Raw genomic sequence first — 19,428 nt, forward strand, 5'->3', positions numbered from 1 at the left:
CCAGTTGTTTGTGACGGAGGTCGTCTTGTGGAGAAATGGATGAGAGAAATCGAGCAAATCAAGCAAGTGACGAATTTGCCGATCATTTGTGTCAAAGTTTTGGAAGCCGAAATCAGCCAGACTCAACAAGAGTGGGAGCAAAAAGGCTGGGAGCTTGTTTCGCTTGGGTCAGAACACGAGATGGCCTATCTCGTTCTGATTGAATCGACACAATGGCCCGCTACGTCCCGTTCTTTGTTGAGTCTGTTTTTTTCCCGCACGAAAGAAAACGCGCCTCTGACTCTTCACGAGCAGATTGCCGCGTGGTTGCAATCGTTTGTGACCGGAAGCCGACTGGCTCCGCCTGAGCGTCTTGACCTTGTTTGGCCGTGGAAAGAAGCGCGGCTCTCCTTTTTGCTCGAGCGCAGCCGCACAGAAGGCACGGGCACCTGGGAATCGCTGCAAAGCTGTCTGTACCCCTTTTTCCGGGAGACGACGGCTTACACGCCAGGTTCGTCCAGTCTCGCTTTCTTTCCATTAAGTCATGCTTATTCTGTCCTGTTGCTGCCTGTTTCTATCCTGGAAGGCTCCGAGGAGCAAGCCGATTTGCTGGAATGGGCATCCGGGCTGCACGATCTGATTTCTACGGAGTGGATGGAGCCTGTCCGCATTGTTGTCAGCGCCCCTGTGCATCGCCCTTCCGCTCTGGAAAAAACGGTTTACGGGCAGTTGCTGCTGTCTCGCACTCTCCAGCATTATCGCCCGCACGTCATGGTCGCTGGCGACTGGATGTATCCGCTGGAGCGCTGGGCTGCCTCGCTGCCGAAAGAAACCGCGAAGTCCATTGCCAATGAGCTGGCAAGTCTCATGTCCGTTCCGCAGATCAGTACGGAGCAGCTGGAAACGTTGGTAACGCTGTTTGCCCGCCAGTTGAACGTCAGCGAAACGGCACGTCAGCTCTTTTTGCATCGCAACACGCTGTTGTACAGGCTCGACAAGCTGACGGAACAGACGGGGCTTGATCCGCGGCAGTTTCCCGATGCGGTGCTGCTCCAGCTGTATTTGCTCTTTCGGCAGCATTAACAAAACATTTTGTACATTTCGCCCATAGTCCAACTGTCTAAAAATTGTTACTCTTGCAAAAAGGTTATCCACGCTCTCGCTTTTTCAAAACTATAGGAGGTGCCTTTTCCATGGCAAAAGTGACACTGAACCACATATACAAACGGTACGCCGGAAACGTAACAGCGGTAGACGATTTTCATCTGGAGATTCAAGATCGCGAGTTTCTCGTTCTCGTCGGGCCATCGGGCTGCGGAAAGTCGACAACGTTGCGGATGATTGCCGGGCTGGAGGAAATTTCCGACGGTGACTTGTACATAGGCGATCGTCGCGTCAACGACGTCGCTCCGAAAGATCGGGATATCGCGATGGTTTTCCAGAGCTACGCCCTCTATCCGCACATGAACGTATACGAAAACATGGCGTTTGGCTTGAAACTCCGCAAATTTTCCAAGAGCGATATCGATGCGCGCATTCAGGAAGCGGCCCGGATTCTCGATATTTCGCATTTGCTCGACCGCAAGCCGAAAGCGCTTTCCGGCGGTCAACGTCAGCGTGTCGCGCTCGGTCGCGCCATCGTTCGCGAACCGCAAGTCTTTTTGATGGACGAACCGTTGTCCAACCTCGACGCCAAGCTGCGCGTCCAGATGCGCACGGAAATCTTGAAGCTGCACCAACGCCTGAATACGACGATCATTTACGTCACCCATGACCAGACAGAGGCGATGACGATGGGCGACCGGATCGTCGTCATGAAAGACGGCTTGATCCAGCAAGTAGCGACGCCGAACGAGATTTACAACCATCCGGTCAATCTGTTCGTCGCAAGCTTCATCGGCTCCCCTGCGATGAACTTCGTCAAAGGACAGCTTTCCGAAAAAGACGGCGCCCTGTACTTCGACGCGGAAAACATCCACGTCCGCTTCCCGGACGACAAGGCGAAAATTTTGCGCGACAAAGGCTATGTAAACAAACCGGCCATCTTTGGCATTCGTCCGGAAGACATCTACAGCGATGCTGCGTTCATGGAAGCCAATCCGTTTGAGAGCACGCTGGAAGCACAGGTCGAAGTAGTGGAAAACATGGGCTCCGAGCTGTATGTTTACTTCCATAATATCGGGAACACGCAAATGGTGGCCCGCGTAGATTCCCGTGAAGAGCTGAAGCCAAAAATGACGGTCAAGCTCGCCATGGACCTTTCCAAATGTCATCTATTTGACAGCGAGACGGAAGTGGCTGTATTCTAATAGCGAAGTGAAAAGGAATGTCTTTTCCGACATTCCTTTTTCTGTTGTCTTCAAACGTTTCAAACGCTTGGGCGGCGCCTGTATGGCCGCTTGTTTTTCGTGCATGTTGCTCGTTTTTCGCGGCGCTATTATAAAGAGAAAGAGTGGAGAGAACAAATGGCGTACAAAATTGTCTTTTTTGACATCGACGGTACTTTGCTGAACACGGAACACGCCATCCCGCAATCAACGGTGGACGCCGTAAACAGACTGAGGCAAAACGGGATTCGGGTGGCAATTGCCACTGGCCGCTCCCCCTATCACCTGATGCCGATCGCCAAACAGCTTGGCATCGATACATTCATCGGGTTTAACGGCTCTTACGTGGTGAGCGAGCAAAAGGTGATTCACCATACCCCTTTTGCCACTTCGACCTTGGCCGAGCTGGAACAGTTGGCACATGGGCACGAGCACCCTATGGTGTTTTTGAGCCATGAACAATGCTATGCGAATGCAGCCGATCATCCGCACGTGATTGACTCGTTTGATTTCCTGCGCTTGCCGGCCCCGGCGCACCATGACCGCTACTGGGAAGTCGCTCCGATCTACCAGGCGTTTCTATACTGCACGGCAGAAGAAGAAGCGGTTTATACCGAAAAATTTGCGCAAGTGTCGTATGTGCGCTGGCACAATCGCGTCCTCGACATTCTGCCAAAAGGCGGTTCGAAAGCGCGTGGCATTGAAGCGATCCTGAAGCATGAAGGACTGACGCCTGCTGATGCTGTCGCATTCGGAGACGGGCTTAACGACAGGGAAATGCTGTCTTACGTCGGAATGGGTGTCGCTATGGGAAATGCGCATGAAGAACTGAAGCCTTTTGCCAATATGGTGACCCGCCACGTAAACGAAGACGGCATCCGGCACGGCTTGTTGCAGCTTGGATTGATCAATTAGGAAGGACGTTGAAGAATACATGTCTTGGGAATGGTTTAACATCGTTGGCACTGTAGCGTTCGTGATCAGCGGCGCTATTATTGCCATGGAGGAAGAGTACGACATCTTGGGGGTAATCGTTCTCGGAATGGCAACCGCATTCGGCGGCGGGATCATGCGGAATATTTTGCTCGGAATCCCGCTCACTGCTTTTTGGAATCAAGGCACACTGTTTACGATCGCACTCATATCCATGCTTATCGTCTTTGTTCTGCCGCATAAGTACCTTGGCTTGTGGAATCGCTGGGGAATGTTTTTCGACGCGGTCGGGCTTTCTGCGTTTGCCATTCAAGGTGCGCTTTATGCGACACAAATGAATTATCCGCTTAGCGCCACGATTGTGGCAGCGGTACTGACTGGGATTGGCGGCGGAATTATCCGCGATGTTCTCGCAGGTCGCAAGCCTTTGGTTTTCCAGGAAGAAATCTACGCAGTCTGGGCCATGGCTGCCGGAGTCGCGGTCGGCATGAAGTGGGCATCGACAGTCGGCGAGATGTACACGCTGTTCAGCGTCATTATTGCTTGCCGAATGGTTTCCGTCTATCAAGGCTGGAAGCTTCCGCGCCGCTCGCTTCGTCCGGTGCCCGTTCGCCCTTTTGACAACCGAATGTAAGCTATTTCCTTCATAATCACTCTCTCCGTGTGCACGCTATAGTCATCAGCACTGGAGGGAGTGAGTTTTTTTGCGCGTCTTGCCCCCAATTATCGCCGCCCTAGCCCTGGTTGGTCTGGTCGTCATCCCCTACCGCCATCATCAAAATGCAGAGCAGGAAATGCGCGAACCTCATCCCCGCGTCACTTCCGTCGAGGCGAGCATACCGCGAATCAACTATATCGAGCAGGTCAAGGACATTCGCAGAGATCTGGAAAAGAAAAGCCACATCCAAACGCTGCATCACAACCCGCGTGACCGCAGCCACTACGTCGAGCATGAAGTCGTCGTCCGTTTCTCACCGCGACCGGAGCAGAAAAAAATCGACGAGCTGGTTGCGTCTCTGGATGCCAAAATCAAGCGCGATTTTGAGCAATTTCTGATCATCAAATCCAAAAGCCTGACGACCAAACAACTGATGAAAAAGCTCGCCGAGCACCCTGATTCCGTGTTTGCCGAACCGAACTATTTGCTGCTCCCCAATCGCAAACCGAATGATACGTACTACACCGAATACCAGTGGAATTTGCCTTTAATCGGCATGGAGCAAAGCTGGGATGTGAGCGAAGGCAGCAGCGACGTCATCGTGGCCGTCGTCGATACAGGCGTCGATCTCAAACATCCCGAGTTCGCCGGGAAGCTGGTCGAAGGCTACAACGTGCTCACCGACAACAACAAGCCGGAAGACGACAACGGTCACGGAACACACGTCTCAGGCGTCATCGCAGCCAAGACGAACAACGCCGACGGAATTGCCGGCATGTCGTGGAACAGCAAGCTGATGCCGATTAAAGCAATCGGCGCAGACGGCTCAGGGTCAGCCGTGGATATCGCCCAGGGCATTTACTGGGCTACCGACCACGGGGCCGATGTCATCAACCTCAGCGTCGGCAACTATACCTCTTCCGCCGCTTTGAAAGAAGCATGCCGCTACGCCTTCGAGAAAAATGTCATCCTCGTAGCTGCTTCCGGCAATGACGCGACCAACCAGCCGAGCTACCCGGCTGCTTATGACGAAGTGCTCGCCGTAGCTGCGGTCGATCACCGCAAAGAACGCGCCGATTTCTCTAACTTTGGCGATTACGTGGATGTAGCCGCTCCTGGCGTCGATATTCCCAGCACGTACATTTACAGCGACTACGCTTCGCTCTCCGGCACTTCGATGGCTTGCCCGCATGTCGCTGCGCTCGCCTCACTGGTGCGTTCTGTCCATCCGGATATGAAAAACCGTGATGTGATGGAGCTGATTCGCCAGTCCGCAACAGACCTCGGCGCTCCTGGTCACGACCAGCTTTACGGATCCGGGATGATCAACGTCAATCAGACGCTGCGGCAAGCCAAACCAGCAAAACCGGCCCGCGCCGAAACGAAGCAGACGACGGTAGGCGGACTGCTGAACAAGTTTTTCATGCGCCTGCGCTTCGGGTTCGAATAGACAGTCTAACCGATATATACGGAGGGATGGAGTATGAAAGCATGCATCGTGTTTGCCCAGGAAGGAAAAGAGAGCTTTTGCCATGCCATACTCGACCGCGTCACCCAGACGTTGCAGAAGCAAAACATCGCCTATGACGTGCGCGATTTGTATCAAATGAAGTTTCAGCCTGTTTTTCAGGCGGCTGACATGCAAAAAGTGTCGAACGGCACTGCATCTGCTGATGTCATGACTGAACAGGAGCTGATTTCAGAAGCTGACCTGCTCGTGATGATTTACCCTGTCTGGTGGTGGTCGGCTCCCGCCATTCTCAAAGGCTATATCGACCGGGTATTCACCAACGGCTTTGCTTTTCGTTACGAGGCCCACGGCCCTGTCGGCCTGTTGAAAAACAAGCAGGCTATCGTCATTACGACGACGAGGGAATCCGAGCCGGAAATGAAAAAGACAGGCTTCGACGATGTGGTGAAAAAGCAAATCGTCGATGGCAGCTTGTCGATGATCGGCTACGATGTCACTTACCGCAATTTCGCTGCTGTCCCATACGTGGACGACGCTGCCCGCCAAGGCATGCTTGCGGAAGCCGAGAGTATCGTCACGGCGATTCACCAGCCAGTCGGCGTTTGAAAGCAGGGAAAGCACAAAAAAGCACAGGTTTACGCCTGTGCTTTTTCTCTTTCCAATCGTTTTTTCGCTATATAGTCATTTTCGTAATATTGCAGTTCATCGCGCATTTGCTCAAAAACTCTCGACAAGGACAAGGTCAGTTGCTCCAACTCCGGTGTGACCTGCTTGCGGAAGATAATACAGTCCTGGCCTGTGTAAGCATAGCGTCCGTCTTCCTCGTACACTTCGCCTTTTGGATAATAGAAGTAATTGATGCAGGTGTGGTACACCTGATACAGCACTTCTTCGGCAAAGTCTTCGTTGAACCTTGCCCGGCGCAAAGATACTCCCAGCCTGTCGTACGCATTTTCACAGTAGACGAGCAAGTGGCGCAAATCGGACAGATAGGTTCTGTAGTAAGATTCAAACTCTTCCGGGTCCCCCGATGCAGATACAAGACTAGACAAGGTAACCTGATTGAGATAACGCTCCAGTTCCATGCTTACCTTTTTCAACTTGGTGTACGTCTCTTCGCACAATTGCTTCAGATGAGTCGCTGACATAATGTCCCCCTTGCGTTGAAGAATCTGCCTTTTTTAAGTAAGTATATAGGAAAGATTCTTTACAACACAAGGGTTTCTTTTCTGCAAATCTCGCTAAACCGTTGTCGTTTCGGCAATGGTTTCCTTTTTTTTCCTTGTCTGTAACAAGTATATGCAATAGGCCGAGAACAGACCGAGCAAGATCATGAAGCCCAAAACAACCAGGTCGTGCGTGACGTAGGACAGCCCGTGACCTTTGCTCAAGATTTCTCTGACGCCGTTCAAAAAGTAGGTGAGCGGCAAAGATTTACCAATCGCAGCGACCGCAGTCGGCATTGATGCCAGCGGCCATGTAAAGCCGGACAGCATGAACGAAGGAACGGCAATCATCATCGCAACTTGTGTCGCTTGCAGCTGGTCTTTGGAGAAGAAAGAAATCGCGTACCCGATGGCGAGCACGGCCAGGTTAAAGGCGGTTGCGATCAGCATCAAGTCAAGGGTGCTGCCGTAGTACGGGATTTCGAACCCTTTGAGCAGCAGTACGAAGCCCAAAAATACGTTCAAGGTTCCTGCGAGGAAATAAGGCAGCAGCTTGCTTGCCGTGATCGCCCAGAAGCTGTGGGATCTCAGCGTGTCCTGCCACGTTCCTTCTTCCTTCTGTTGCGCTACTGACAGGGCGATGCCGAGAAACAACACCTGTTGAAATACCGTTCCTGTCAAACCGAAAACCATGAAGGACATGTAGCTGAAGGTCGGATTGTACAGCACGCGATAGCGATAGTCGATTCCGGTGAAAAGATTTACCCCTTCTTCGCCCCAACTGCCTTTTGCCTCCATTTTTTTCAGCGTGGCGCCTGCGGACACCGACTTGACGACCGTGCTCGCTGCGCGGACAGCGGTGTTGGAAATCATCATGTTGCTGCCGTCAATGACCGTCAATACTTCGGCTGACCGTCCAGCCTTGACGTTCTTCTCCAGCTCGGCGGGAATGATCAAGGCAATATTGGCCTCGCCCTTGTCAATCAGCCGCATCGCTTCCTCTTCGGTGCCTACGATAGATGTAACCTGAAACGTCTGATCGACCTCAAACGCCCGATACAGCTCGCGGCTCAGCTCTGACTGATCCGCGTCCACCATGACGGTCGGAATGTGCATCACTTTCTTTTCACTGTACAAAAAGCCAAACAGGGTCAAGTAAATGATCGGTACGAGAAAAATGACGTTGCGGATTGTTTTGTTCGCAAACATGTTTTTCCATTCGCTTAAAAAGAGCCGGGAGAAATCACTCACTATGAACAGCTCCTTCGATCTTCCACTCGACCGTCAAACCTGGCCGCAGCTCTGGATCAGCCAGGAACAGCTTCACCTGGAAGGAACGAATGTCGCGATCGCCCAACTCCTGTGTCGCCTTTTTCACCGCAAAATCAGCTGCTGGTGCAATCGTGGCGATTTTCGCTTCCACTTCCCGTTTCAAGGCTGGCACGTACAGTTTGACCGTATCGCCTGTCTTGATTTGCCCCAGCGTGTATTCGTTCACGTAAAGCTTCACGTAGTTATCGGATTTTGCCTGAATGGTCAAAACGGTAAAGCCTTGTGCAACCAGCTCGCCTTGTTGCACCGCAACAGATTTGACGACTCCGTCCATCGGCGCAACCAGCTTCGTGTTGTTCAAATACGCTTCAATCTCAGCCAAAGCTCCTTTGGCTTGCAGTACACCCGCTTCAGCCGATTTCACGTCCAGCTCTTTCAATCCTACTTGACCGCGTGCGGCTACGGCTTGCTTGTAAGCTGCTTTCGCCTGATCAAGCTGAGCTTGCGCTGCGTCTACTTGCTCGCGGCGTGCCCCTGTGGTAGCCATTTTCAACTGCTCGTCGGCTGCCTTCAGTTCCGCGCTTGCTTTTTCTGCCTGCATTTGCGCTTCCTCGACTTTTACCTGGGGAACGGCTCCCTCTTTCAGCAGTTTGTTCATCCGCTCCAGGTTGGAAGCGGCGATCTGATTGGAGGTTTGGGCTGCCTGCAACTTGGCTTTCAGCTGGGAAATTTCCTCGGCGCGCGCTCCGTTTTTGTTTGCCGCCAGTTGAGCCTGTGCCGAGCTGACGACTGCTTGCGCCTGATCGACCTGAGCGTCACTGGAGCTGTCCGTCAAGGAAACACCTTTTTTCGCTTGATCGAGCTTCACTTGCGCCAGGCGATAGGCTGCTTCCGCCTGTTCCTTTTTCGCCAGCAACTCTTCACTGTTCAAGGTAGCGACCAGTTGGCCTGCCTTTACTTCATCGCCTTCTTTGAAAGCGATCTGCTCGATCGATCCGCCCATTTTAAAGGAAAGATCGACTTCCGTTCCCTCCACGACGCCTGTTACTTGTGTCGCCTTTTGTCCTGCCAGGCTGCTGCCGCCAGACCCGAGCAAAACCGTTCCCAATACTGCAATTCCGGCTACAAATCCGGCTACCCCGATCCATGCACGTTTCTTCATTTTCGATTTCTCCTCTGTCTCTTTATGTGCTTGTTGTTTGTTATTGTTTCGTCTGCAACATGCCCGCCAGGAAGCAGCGTAGCGTATGTTTGTTTTCCGGCGTGTCCAGCGGTTCTTTGCGGTATTGTTTTCGAATGGCGGTAAAACCGACCATGCCGAACAACGCCGAGGCGAGCGTCCCGATTTCCACATCCGCTCGTATATACCCTTGCTCCTGCAATCGGGTCATGTAAGATTCCATCATCGTAAAATATCCCGTCAACAGCTTGGCGACGGTCAAATCGCGCTGCTCATCTCCCGTAAAGACACTGAGCAGCAGGAAGCACAACTCGCGGTTTTCGGAAAAGAAGCGAAGATGCTCATCCAACACATTCAGCATGCGATCTTCCAAAGTCAGCTGTTCATTTTGCATCACACTATCGACATGGTAAATCAGCATCTTCACGCCTTTTTCAATCACGTACAAGAAAAGCTCCTCTTTGGTCGAGAAATGGTAGTAAAGCGTTCCTTTCGCCACCTGCGCCATTTCTGCAATCGCGTCCATCGTCGTTTCGCTGTAACCCAATTGGGCGAATGCTGTCAACGCTCCCTGAGCGATTTGATCCTTTTTCGAAGGTGCCATCACTCCCGTCCTCCTTATCGCCTTTGAACTGACTGGTCAGTACAAAAATTAGTTTACGAAACGCTCCTAGTTTTGTCAATAGGCCACTTTTCCATTCCGCTGCCAAACTTTTGCCCGGCGCGCAGGCAAGATGTTTCCTGCCCAAACGCAAAAAAGACCGCACGCATGCGGCCTTTCACTTTTCCCTGATGCGCCAATACGTCTCCTGCGTCGCCTGCATCGGAGCAACGCCGAGCTGTTCCTGAAGCTTCGCGACACATTTTTTGTACCAGCGAATCGCCTGGGTCCGGTTGTTTTGTTCATAATAGGCTGTCATCAGCAGCCGATACGCTTCTTCCCAGCAATCGTCCACGCGCAAGATCGCTTCACACCAGCGAATCGCCTGCTCCTGCTGGCCTTGTTCCAGCCTGATTTTTGCCAGCCGCTCCGCCCCGCGCAAAAACAGTGCCTGAACTCGCTCCCGCTCCTCGACGCACCATTCCTCGTAGCGGCACTCCGGCAAATACTCACCGAGGTAGTAACCCAAGCCTTTTTCGAGCAAAAGAGTGGCTTGACGCACGTCCTGCTCGGACAGCCCGAGCGCGACCAGCTTTTCAAATTCCTCTACATCCAAAAGGTAGCCGGAAGCGAGGTTGAAGCCGTAAGAGCTGCCGTGACGCTGGATAAAAAACGTGTCCGATCGCGCGGCGCGGTCCGGCTCCAGCGCTTTGTTCAGCGCATTCAGCGCCACTTTGAAGTCGCGAATCGCCGCTTCCTCGATACTGTCAGGCCACAGCCGATGCATGATTTCCTCGCGAGCCAACAAGTGGTGACGTTTCGTCAGCAAAAGCTGAAACAACAGCTTGGCCGTCCCGCGCTGCCACGCCTTTTCGCTCAGCTCCCGCTCTCCCAGCCAGACGCGAAACGCCCCCAAAGTCTGGATGCGCAGCGTATACCCGGGGTGGAACGTCACGTTTTGCAGCCCGAGGTCGTTCAAAAGCTGTGAGATGTAATCCGGCGATACTTTGCGCCGCTCCGCTTCCAGCAATATCGGCATCAGCTGCTGCACATCATACGGCGTGAGCAAGGTAGGGCGTTGCAGCAAAAAGGCGTATTCTCCCGTCTGCATCAACGACAACGCCTGCGTCACAGCCGGGACAAACAACTCCCAGCGCTTGCTCCGGTATGCCAAAAAGCTGAGCCATAACTGGCAGATCGCCACATGATAGCTGTCGCCGCAATGGCTCAACCGCTCGGAACAATCGCGAAACGTTTCCAATGCTTCTGCATCTTTGCCGTATTTGGCGTAGGCTATTCCAATCGCCATCCGAACCAGGCTGCCCAGCCAGTCGTCACGCATCGCTTCCGTCTCCGCAATCCCGCGCTTGCCGTACAAAAGCGCCTGATCAAGCGCCTTTTGACTGGCGTGATACAGCGTCAGACCGAGCAGCGTCTCCGATTTGCCGCGCGTCGACTGCAACTCTTCCATCATATGCAAGCCTTTTTCGTACAGCTTGCGAATCTCGTCCGCAGGCAGTCCTTGACTGATTAGAGCGGCATGCGCTTTTCTCACGTAGCCGTTGGCCTCGACGAACGGAGAATGCGCCGCCCGTCCGAGCTGGATCGCCGTCTCTGCGGCCTCGAAGCCCCGCTCCCACTCTCCGTCCAACGCGTAGACAAAAGAAAGCAATAAGGACGTCTCCCGGTACGAGCGCGTCAAGGTCGGGTGTCTGGTCTGCTCAAGCTGCCACTTCGTTTCCAGCAGCTGGATGGACGATTGCAGCCGCCCCGTCCGGAACAACAGCCGCGATTCCAGCTCAACTTCTGTCTGCTGCTCCAGCTCCTGGCTCTTTTCATACCAGGCCGCCGCTTGCCTGGAATCGCCTCTGTTCGTATAAATTTCTGCCAACAGCCTGTACAGCCTCGGCGCCAGTTCGCTTTCCTGCTCCTGCACAGGCAACTGTTCGATCGCGCGCATCAGCAGCGCCTCTGCCTGCACCCCCTGAACGCTGTCCAGATGTACTCTCGCTTTGCCTTCCAGCCCGCGGCATAACCCGATCCTGTCCTGCTTTTGCTCGCAAAACACTAGAAACTGCTCATACGAGGCAAACGCCTTGGCGTACAGACAGCGGTACCGCTCCACTTCCCCCTGATAAAACCAGAGCCAATGCTCCTCTGCTTTCACCGAGTCGGGCAATAAAGCCAGCCATTTGTACAAACCGTCCAGCACACCCGCGCTCAAAAACCGCTCTGCGGCCTGGCGAACCCAGGAGCCGAGCAAGTCCCAGCGCTCCAGCAGCCGCAAACGCTCAAATGCCTGTTCTTCCTCGCCTTTTCGCCGAAACCAGAGGGCTGCCGCCTGATTCACCCGCGTGTAAATGTCCTGATGCGAAGCGAGTTTACCGGATAACAGCCGCTGAAATAACGGATGAAAAAAATAGCGTTCCCGTTCGTCGACATGCAAAAAGAGATTGCTTCGCTTTGCCTCTTGCAGCATCTCCCCTGCTTTTGCCCCTAAAACTTGCCTGCCGTCTTCCTCGGTGAACGTTTCAAGCGCCGCTGCCTCCATCAGGAAATGCTGCATGTCTTCTTTCAGCCCGACCCAGACATCCGCTTCCAGCAGGTGCAGCAGGCGGGACAGCTCATGCAAGCTATCCGACAGCTTGAAGCCTCTGGCAATTTTTTCACCGATGGACCGAAGCGCCATGACCCAGCCGCGCGTCACTTCCGCAACTTGCTGCCATTCGTCCTCGGTCAGTGCGATATCATACTGATCCGAGTAAAAGGCTTCGCTTTCTTCGATCGTAAACGCCAAATCATCGGTCGTAAGCTCCAGACACTCGCCTCGCGCTGTGAGTAATTCTAAATTTTTCCACACAGGGCGGATGCGTGTCAAAATCGCCAGCTTGACCTTGTGCGGCACATGCTGAACCAGCTCAGACACGAAACGGTCGATTTCGCTGTCGCCAGCCACTCGCTCGTAACGATCGAGCACAATCACAAACTGATCCGGCAGCCGTGCGCATTCCCTGGCAAACCAATCAGCGAAGCGCTTCCCGTTTTCCCCCTGCGCTGCTTTTGCGAAAGCAGCAGCGGACTTCGCTTCCTTTTCCTTTTCCAGCAACTCGCGAAGCGTCTGTCCAAAATCAGGTGCGACCCGCCGGACACTTTCCACCAGACACCACAAAAAGTCAGCTAACGCCGTATCCTCTTCTGCGATGAAATACCAGGAAGCGTTGCGGGACTCATCGTGCAAAAACGTGGCGAACGATGTTGTTTTGCCGTAGCCTGCTCCCGCGTGAATCAGACAGAGCTGCGCATGCGCAAGAAGCCGCAGCTTCCTCGCCAGGGCTGGGCGTCTGAGCACGTATGGCTTTTGCCCGGGGAGAGTAATTTTGGAAATGGGTACCTGGAATTGACTCATGCGTTGCACTCCTTGCCGTTCTCCTACTCTTCCAGACTATTTCCCCATTTCTTGCAAAACTCCTGCCATCGCGCGCCGATCGACAAAAAGCCCACCCGGGCGGCCAGGTGGTCTTCTGTCAGTCAACGAGATTGTAACCTTTGACGCTATAACCGATATCATTGAGCAGCAGTTGAAATTCTTCATTGTTGATTTCCTCGCCGCGCAAGATTCGTTCATGCAAATCGGCAATGCGATCGTAAATCGCCCGGTTGGTGGACACGTACATCAGATTGAACCGGGATTCAGTCTGTAGCCTGCCCCTCATCCGGTCCACTACCCGCTTTTGCAGCGCATCGGTATGTCCGTTGTCGTTGCGGACGATCTTGCCTGGCGTATAAGGGATGGTCGGACGCGGGTTGACCTCGTCTGGCTTTGGCGTATCTACTGGCAACACACCGACGAGCAGGTTGTCTTTGTAAGCCAGCACTTTAATATCGACGACTCCCGGTATTTTTTCCGCATGCCGCTCCAGATACGAGACGAGATGAGGCTCCCGGTTATGGACCATTTTTTGGCTGATCATCGCTGCCGGACCTTTGTCCATCCCTGCGTTGTCATTGCGATAGTTGATGCCATACGATTCGAATTTTGCCTGATTCCCGCCCCGATCTTCGGTGCCTTGTTCTTTGTTTGGCGAACATCCTGTCACCAAGCCCGCGATCAGAAGAGACGCACAGATGCTTACACAAAATCGCTTCAACAAAAAACACCTCCTTGCACATAGTGTGGTGTGCAGGAGGTGTTCTTACTCAGGAAGTGGCTCCCTTAATCAACGGAGACAAATTCCCCTTCATAAGTATCTTTCTTGCCTTCCTTCTCGGCTTTGACCGTAAATTGACGGATGCCGTCTTCAGCGTCGCCAATAAATTCGAACGTGCCATCTGCTTTTACTTCCGCTTCATACGACTCATCGCCGATGACTACAATAACCTCAGATTTCGGGTCCACTTTTCCGGTTACTTGGTACAGACCGATCTGGAAAAGGGAGCTTGTCTTTCCGACAACACTTTCATCGTTGATCAAGACAACCTGATCAGGCTTTTTCTCTTCGCCAGTCGTCGGTTTTGTCGGTTGCGGAGTTTGCGGCTGGCCTGGCTGTGTCGTTTGCTGATCGGCAATGAGCACTGTTTGGGAAGCCGGGTCCCAGTCCACTTTGTAGCTCAGCGCTTCAGCGATAAAGCGAACAGGCACGACCGTGCGCTGGTTGACAATTTGCGCAGGCACATCGAGATTGATGGTTTGTCCATTTTTCTTCGCAATTTTTTGCGTTACGACGAGGCGAATGTTATCGTTGCCTTTATCGATGGTCACGGTTCTTGTTTTTTCATTCCAATCGACTTTGAATCCGAGGGACTCTGCAATGGGACGAATCGGTACAAGTGTACGGCTATCACGGATCACAGGCTTTTGATCCGGGAATACAATCTCTTTTTTATTGTACTCGACTTTGATGGCAGCTTGCGCAGGCGCTGCCGCAGCAGAAAAGGCCGCCATAGGCACCAGGGCAACAGCCAACATGAATGACGTAATTTTTTTCAGCAAAATGTCCACTCCGTTTCCAATAAGATTCACACGATTCTTAATCTACTATAGGATAGCAACCGTTTCAAGGCATTCCTCGAATCAGCCCACCAAGATCGTACTGTTAATTGTAGAAGGAAGGGACTGAATGGACAAGCAGGATAGCGCTGGAAACGGTAAAAAACGACGATATTCCTCTATCTTTTGACCTAATTTCAAATTGTTACAAAAATACAACCATATTCCTCCCAAAACGCGTTACAATGAAGCAAGAAACGACAGTATTTTTTCGAAAGAGGCAATGATGATGAAAAAGTTTATTCCTTTTCTTATCCTCGCATTGATCTTGACCATGATCCCTCCCGGCGGCAGTTCTGCCAATACGACTGCGGTTCAACTGGGAAGCGATTTGTTGTTTGACCGCTTTCATCAGCTGATTGAGGGGAAAAACGTCGGGCTGATCACGAATCAAACCGGAATCAACAGTCAGGGAGCGAGCACGATCGACCTGTTGCGGCGCGACCGCTCTGTCAAACTCACGGCTCTTTTCGCCCCGGAGTATGGCCTGGACGGCAAAGAGCAGGTCGGCACTCAGGCGAAGAGCTACACCCATCCGGTTTACGGGATTCCTGTCTACAGCTTGTACGGCTCGACTCGCCAGCCGACGCCGGAGATGATGGGGCATTTTGACACTTTGCTCGTCGACTTGCAAGATACAGGCTCCCGAACGTATACGTACATATCGACACTCCACTACGCCATGGCTGCGGCGAAGGAACAAGGCAAACGAATCGTCGTGCTCGATCGCCCGAATCCGCTTGGCGGCACAATCGTGGAGGGACCAGTCCTGGAAAAACCTTATCAATCGTTCATCGGCATCGACGAGCTGCCTCTCGCTCACGGGATGACCATCGGCGAGCTTGCCCTGTTCTTCAACCGCTCGATCGGCGCTGATTTGTATGTCGTTCCGATGGAAGGCTACACGCGCGGCATGACCTACCCCGATACGGGGCTGAAATGGGTGCCAAGCTCCCCGCACCTTCCTGACCTGAGGTCCGTCTACGGGTACATGGCTACCGGACTCGGCGAAGGCACACCGGTCAAGCAAGCGGACAACTTTGCCTGGATCGGCGCGGAAGGCATCGATTCCGTCCAGTTCGCCGACTTGTTGAACGGCAGCTTGCTGCCTGGCGTGCTTTTTCTCCCTGAGAAGAAGGAAAACGCTGGCGGCGTGCGCCTGCACATCCACGATTCGCGCGTTTTCAATCCGGTTCGCACAGGTCTGTACGCGCTTGCCTACGCGCGACAGCTTCAGCCGTTTGCGGTTCCACAGAGCACCGAGAAAGAAATCACGATGTTCGATCAAGTCATGGGCACCAGCAAAATCGCCCAATTGCTTGCCCAAGGCAAAAGCCCGCAAGAAATCGTCGCTTCCTATGCAGAAGCGCTGGGCAAATTCGTCGAGCTGCGCAAAAGCTTTTTAATCTATGGGGAGACGCCGTTCGTGCCGTCTGGAGCGATTCATAGTCCGTACGCTGCTCCGGTCCCGGCCAAACCACCTGTTCCACCTGCACCGCCTGCTGGCAAGCCTGGAACCGTTACGCCACCAGCTCCAAGCATTCCAGAGCCTGCCAAGCCACCTGGTACGAACACTCCGGCTCCAAGCACGCCAGAGCCTGTCAAGCCGCCTGGTACGAACACTCCGGCTCCCAAGCCTGCAGATCCGGCACCAAAGCCGCCTGCACCAGCGCAGAAGCCGCCAGCAGTCCCTGCACCAAAGCCTGGCGACAAGATCGCGTATTTGACTTTTGACGATGGCCCTTCTCCGGTAACACCGCAAATTTTGGATACGCTGAAAAAAAATCAGGTCAAAGCTACTTTCTTCATCGTCGGAAGAAATGTGCCCGGCCACGAAGCGATCCTGAAACGAATTGTGGCAGAAGGCCATGCTATCGGTGGTCATACGTACTCGCATGACTACAAGATTGTGTACAAAAGCATGGAAGCCTTTTTTGCCGATCTGGAAAAAGGCAACCAGCTGATCGAAAAAGCAACGGGAGTCAAGCCCGTCCTGTTCCGCTATCCGGGCGGCAGCACCAACACCGTCAGCCTCAAATACCAGGATACGAAACGATACAGCAAGCAAGCGCCTGTCATGAACGCCATTAAAGCCGAAGCGAACAAAAGAGGCTATACGTTCATCGACTGGAATGTGACCAACGGCGACGCCCGCAGCAATAAATATACAGCCCAGCAAGCTCTCGCCAATGTCAAGGCGCAAGTAAAGGCCCAAAAAGAAATTGTCGTGCTCATGCACGATGCGAGCACGAAAACACCTACGGCCCAGGCGCTGCCTGAAGTAATCGCCTTTTTGAAAGCAAAAGGCTACCGCTTTGAAGCAATCCACCCTGACCAGCCGACTGTGTCTCATGTGAAATAGGATACAGGCAAAAAAACCCGCCCGACAGCCGAAACATCCGGTGATCGAGCGGGTTTTTGTTGGGAGGGTGGGTCAGCCCTTGCCCTTGCATCGGGACGGGCTTTTGTTTGTAGCAGCAGACCAGCTCATGCATCGAGTTAGGCTTTTGTTCACAGGGGCGAACCAGCCCTTGCATCGAGTTAGGCTTTTGTTCACAAGGGCGGACTAGCCCTTGCATCGAGCTAGGCTTTTGTTCACAGGGGCGAACCAGCCCTTGCATCGAGCTAGGCTTTTGTTCACAGGGGCGGACTAGCCCTTGCATCGAGCTAGGCTTTTGTTCGCAGCGGCGAACCAGCCATGTATCGAGCCGGGCTTTTGTCCGCAGTAGCGAACCAGCCCCTGTTGTCCCCCAAACGACTTACGAAGTCGGCAGCGTGTCGTAGCGCAGACGCAGTTCACGCTTTAATATTTTCCCGCTCGGGTTGCGCGGGAGCGTGTCCGTGATAAAGACATACTTCGGTGCCTTGAACGAGGCGAGGTGCTCTTTGCAAAAGGCGAGCATTTCTTCTTCCGACACAGTCTCGCCTGCCTTTGGCACCACGACTGCCGCCACAGCCTCGATCCAGTACGGATGGGGAATGCCGATTACAGCTACTTCCGATACTTTCGGGTGCTGGTAGATCAGCTCCTCGACTTCCCTGCTCGCTACATTTTCCCCGCCTGATTTGATCATGTCCTTTTTCCGGTCGACGACAGTAATATAGCCTTCTTCATCCATAATCCCCAAGTCGCCGCTGTGGAACCAGCCGCCGAGAAAAGCTGCCTGCGTCTTTTCTTCGTCGCGGAAATAACCGATCATCGCATGGCTCGTTCGATGAACAATCTCGCCAACGCAGCCTCTGGGCACCTCGACGCCATCGTCATCGACAATTTTTGTCTCTACATTGAGCGCAGGCTTGCCAGCCGATCCCGCTTTGCGAATCTGGTCCTTCGGCTGCAATACTGTCGCCAGCGGAGCTACCTCGGTCTGTCCGTAGAAGTTGTAAAATTGCGCATTGGGCAGACGCGTTCCCAGCTCCTTCAACACTTCTACAGGCATGATCGCCGCGCCGTAGTAACATTTTTGCAGCGAAGACAAGTTCCGCGACGAAAACTCGGGAGAGCGGAGCAAGGCAATCCAAACAGTCGGCGGGCAAAAAAGCTGTGTCGCCTGGTGGCTCTCTACGACCTGAAGCATCAAGCCTGGCGTCGCTTGCTCCAAAATAATGCCGGTGCCACCCAGATATACATACGGCCCGAGGAAGCAGTGCAGCTGCGCGCTATGGAACAAAGGAAGCGCGTGCACAGCTACATCATCGTGCGACATATTTCCTTCTATAATCGTGCTGACGTATTCCGAAAGAATGCTGCTGTGCGTCAGCATGACTCCTTTTGGCCTCGATTCCGTGCCGCTCGTGTACAAAATGTGGGCGACATCCTCGTCGGCCAGCTCCAGCTCCGGCTCTTCCGTACTGGCGCCCTCAATCAGCGGGCGAAACGGCACCCACTCTCCTTCCTGCACCGCTGGCCTGGAGATCAGCGACAAAAGCTTGGGCGATAAGTTTGCCGATTCGAGCGCTTCCTTGGCGACCGTGAGAAATTCCGGAGCCACAAAGCAGGCGCTCACCTCTGCATGTCCGAAAATAAAAGCCACATCGTTTGTATGCAGCATGAAGTTGATCGGCACCATAATCAGCCCCGCTTTGGCCAGCGCAAAGTTGAGGATGACAAAGTCCATGGAGTTTCTGGACAGAACCGCCACTCGCTCCCCTTTTTGCAATCCTTTGGCGAGGAAGGTGTGCGCAGCCTGATTGACAAGTTGATCCAACTTCGTGTATGTAAGTACCTCTTCCTCAAATTGCAAGGCAATCTTCTCGGGGTAGCGCAGCCTGCTTCGTCGCAAAATATCGCCAAGCGTATTTCTTCTTACTCGTTGGGCTTCCATCATCACAAACCCTCCCTCACCGTATTCCCCCTTATTATATCTCAATTTTCTGTGTTATGTTTATTTTCTGACTTTTAATAGCAAAAAAAGACGGCAGCTCCCTCTGCATTATTGAAGCTGCCGCAGGCCCCAAGAAACATTCGAGTCCTTGTGTACAGCATATCTTAAAACGGGCCGCTCTTCGATATTGGTTCTTCTGGATTTTGAGGAAAAAAACGGTGCGTGCTGGAATGGGCAGCTTCGGCGTCGGAGCACACGCTTGCATTTTGCTGAAATAAAAAAGACCTCTTTAAACGAAAGAGATCTTCGTGCCCTATTCGGGGTAATGAAAGCATGGTGGCGGAGGGAGCAGGATTCGAACCCGCGTGAGCTTGCACTCTAACGGTTTTCAAGACCGCCCCGTTATGACCACTTCGGTATCCCTCCGCATCAATAGCTGGTTTAACTATAGCACAGCTGCAAGACCGCT

At 53.2% G+C, this 19,428-nt stretch carries 15 protein-coding genes and 1 tRNA gene; 7 read left to right on the forward strand and 9 right to left on the reverse strand.

Annotated elements, in window-relative coordinates:
• Window positions 1-27: 27 nt before the first annotated feature.
• From DEP07_RS24700 to DEP07_RS24725, 6 genes are all read left to right on the forward strand, one after another.
• Complete coding sequence (locus DEP07_RS24700) at window positions 28-1,062, forward strand: PucR family transcriptional regulator (protein WP_281868208.1); 1,035 nt, start codon at window positions 28-30, stop codon at window positions 1,060-1,062.
• A 110-nt stretch (window positions 1,063-1,172) separates the two neighbouring features.
• The gene (locus tag DEP07_RS24705) at window positions 1,173-2,288 is read left to right on the forward strand and encodes an ABC transporter ATP-binding protein (RefSeq protein WP_063227739.1); all 1,116 of its coding nucleotides are present in this window, start codon (window positions 1,173-1,175) and stop codon (window positions 2,286-2,288) included.
• Between the two features lie 156 nt (window positions 2,289-2,444).
• Window positions 2,445-3,221 (forward strand): Cof-type HAD-IIB family hydrolase, encoded by a 777-nt coding sequence (locus DEP07_RS24710; RefSeq protein ID WP_122965650.1) that lies wholly within the window; start codon window positions 2,445-2,447, stop codon window positions 3,219-3,221.
• 19 nt (window positions 3,222-3,240) lie between these two features.
• Window positions 3,241-3,873, forward strand: coding sequence for a trimeric intracellular cation channel family protein (locus DEP07_RS24715; RefSeq protein ID WP_122965649.1), 633 nt, complete (start codon window positions 3,241-3,243; stop codon window positions 3,871-3,873).
• A 70-nt stretch (window positions 3,874-3,943) separates the two neighbouring features.
• Window positions 3,944-5,347, forward strand: coding sequence for a S8 family peptidase (locus tag DEP07_RS24720; protein ID WP_281868207.1), 1,404 nt, complete (start codon window positions 3,944-3,946; stop codon window positions 5,345-5,347).
• A gap of 33 nt (window positions 5,348-5,380) precedes the next feature.
• Complete coding sequence (locus DEP07_RS24725; protein ID WP_274875182.1) at window positions 5,381-5,974, forward strand: NAD(P)H-dependent oxidoreductase; 594 nt, start codon at window positions 5,381-5,383, stop codon at window positions 5,972-5,974.
• Between the two features lie 29 nt (window positions 5,975-6,003).
• Here DEP07_RS24725 and DEP07_RS24730 read toward each other — a convergent pair whose 3' ends face one another.
• From DEP07_RS24730 to DEP07_RS24760, 7 genes are all read right to left on the reverse strand, one after another.
• Window positions 6,004-6,516 (reverse strand): DUF3907 family protein, encoded by a 513-nt coding sequence (locus tag DEP07_RS24730; RefSeq protein ID WP_063227734.1) that lies wholly within the window; start codon window positions 6,514-6,516, stop codon window positions 6,004-6,006.
• A gap of 93 nt (window positions 6,517-6,609) precedes the next feature.
• Window positions 6,610-7,788, reverse strand: coding sequence for an ABC transporter permease (locus tag DEP07_RS24735; protein ID WP_173595976.1), 1,179 nt, complete (start codon window positions 7,786-7,788; stop codon window positions 6,610-6,612).
• Complete coding sequence (locus tag DEP07_RS24740) at window positions 7,778-8,968, reverse strand: HlyD family secretion protein (protein ID WP_122965645.1); 1,191 nt, start codon at window positions 8,966-8,968, stop codon at window positions 7,778-7,780. Before DEP07_RS24740 ends, DEP07_RS24735 begins: the two co-directional genes overlap by 11 nt.
• 40 nt (window positions 8,969-9,008) lie before the next feature.
• The gene (locus DEP07_RS24745) at window positions 9,009-9,590 is read right to left on the reverse strand and encodes a TetR/AcrR family transcriptional regulator (RefSeq protein ID WP_122965644.1); all 582 of its coding nucleotides are present in this window, start codon (window positions 9,588-9,590) and stop codon (window positions 9,009-9,011) included.
• A 175-nt stretch (window positions 9,591-9,765) separates the two neighbouring features.
• Complete coding sequence (locus DEP07_RS24750) at window positions 9,766-12,993, reverse strand: BTAD domain-containing putative transcriptional regulator (protein WP_173595586.1); 3,228 nt, start codon at window positions 12,991-12,993, stop codon at window positions 9,766-9,768.
• A 118-nt stretch (window positions 12,994-13,111) separates the two neighbouring features.
• Window positions 13,112-13,735 (reverse strand): sporulation protein, encoded by a 624-nt coding sequence (locus DEP07_RS24755; RefSeq protein ID WP_122965886.1) that lies wholly within the window; start codon window positions 13,733-13,735, stop codon window positions 13,112-13,114.
• 65 nt (window positions 13,736-13,800) lie between these two features.
• The gene (locus DEP07_RS24760) at window positions 13,801-14,607 is read right to left on the reverse strand and encodes a copper amine oxidase N-terminal domain-containing protein (protein ID WP_173595585.1); all 807 of its coding nucleotides are present in this window, start codon (window positions 14,605-14,607) and stop codon (window positions 13,801-13,803) included.
• Between the two features lie 256 nt (window positions 14,608-14,863).
• Between DEP07_RS24760 and DEP07_RS24765 the strand changes: the two genes are divergently transcribed.
• The gene (locus DEP07_RS24765; protein WP_287103167.1) at window positions 14,864-16,996 is read left to right on the forward strand and encodes an exo-beta-N-acetylmuramidase NamZ domain-containing protein; all 2,133 of its coding nucleotides are present in this window, start codon (window positions 14,864-14,866) and stop codon (window positions 16,994-16,996) included.
• A gap of 397 nt (window positions 16,997-17,393) precedes the next feature.
• On the opposite strand, the gene DEP07_RS24770 is transcribed toward DEP07_RS24765, so the two are convergent.
• Together DEP07_RS24770 and DEP07_RS24775 are read right to left on the reverse strand one after the other, a co-directional pair.
• The gene (locus tag DEP07_RS24770; protein ID WP_287103168.1) at window positions 17,394-18,962 is read right to left on the reverse strand and encodes an acyl-CoA synthetase; all 1,569 of its coding nucleotides are present in this window, start codon (window positions 18,960-18,962) and stop codon (window positions 17,394-17,396) included.
• 334 nt (window positions 18,963-19,296) lie between these two features.
• Window positions 19,297-19,385 (reverse strand) — tRNA-Ser (locus DEP07_RS24775).
• Window positions 19,386-19,428 lie beyond the last annotated feature (43 nt).

It is taken from the genome of Brevibacillus sp. (genome assembly GCF_003521185.1).
GTDB classification, from domain to species: Bacteria; Bacillota; Bacilli; order Brevibacillales; family Brevibacillaceae; genus Brevibacillus; species Brevibacillus parabrevis.

Coding starts and splice junctions, on each gene's coding strand:
- DEP07_RS24740 (WP_122965645.1), bottom strand. CDS start 8,968: ATGAAGAAACGTGCATGGATCGGGGTAGCCGGATTTGTAGCCGGAATT.
- DEP07_RS24710 (WP_122965650.1), top strand. CDS start 2,445: ATGGCGTACAAAATTGTCTTTTTTGACATCGACGGTACTTTGCTGAAC.
- DEP07_RS24745 (WP_122965644.1), bottom strand. CDS start 9,590: ATGGCACCTTCGAAAAAGGATCAAATCGCTCAGGGAGCGTTGACAGCA.
- DEP07_RS24730 (WP_063227734.1), bottom strand. CDS start 6,516: ATGTCAGCGACTCATCTGAAGCAATTGTGCGAAGAGACGTACACCAAG.
- DEP07_RS24715 (WP_122965649.1), top strand. CDS start 3,241: ATGTCTTGGGAATGGTTTAACATCGTTGGCACTGTAGCGTTCGTGATC.
- DEP07_RS24750 (WP_173595586.1), bottom strand. CDS start 12,993: ATGAGTCAATTCCAGGTACCCATTTCCAAAATTACTCTCCCCGGGCAA.
- DEP07_RS24770 (WP_287103168.1), bottom strand. CDS start 18,962: ATGATGGAAGCCCAACGAGTAAGAAGAAATACGCTTGGCGATATTTTG.
- DEP07_RS24725 (WP_274875182.1), top strand. CDS start 5,381: ATGAAAGCATGCATCGTGTTTGCCCAGGAAGGAAAAGAGAGCTTTTGC.
- DEP07_RS24765 (WP_287103167.1), top strand. CDS start 14,864: ATGAAAAAGTTTATTCCTTTTCTTATCCTCGCATTGATCTTGACCATG.
- DEP07_RS24705 (WP_063227739.1), top strand. CDS start 1,173: ATGGCAAAAGTGACACTGAACCACATATACAAACGGTACGCCGGAAAC.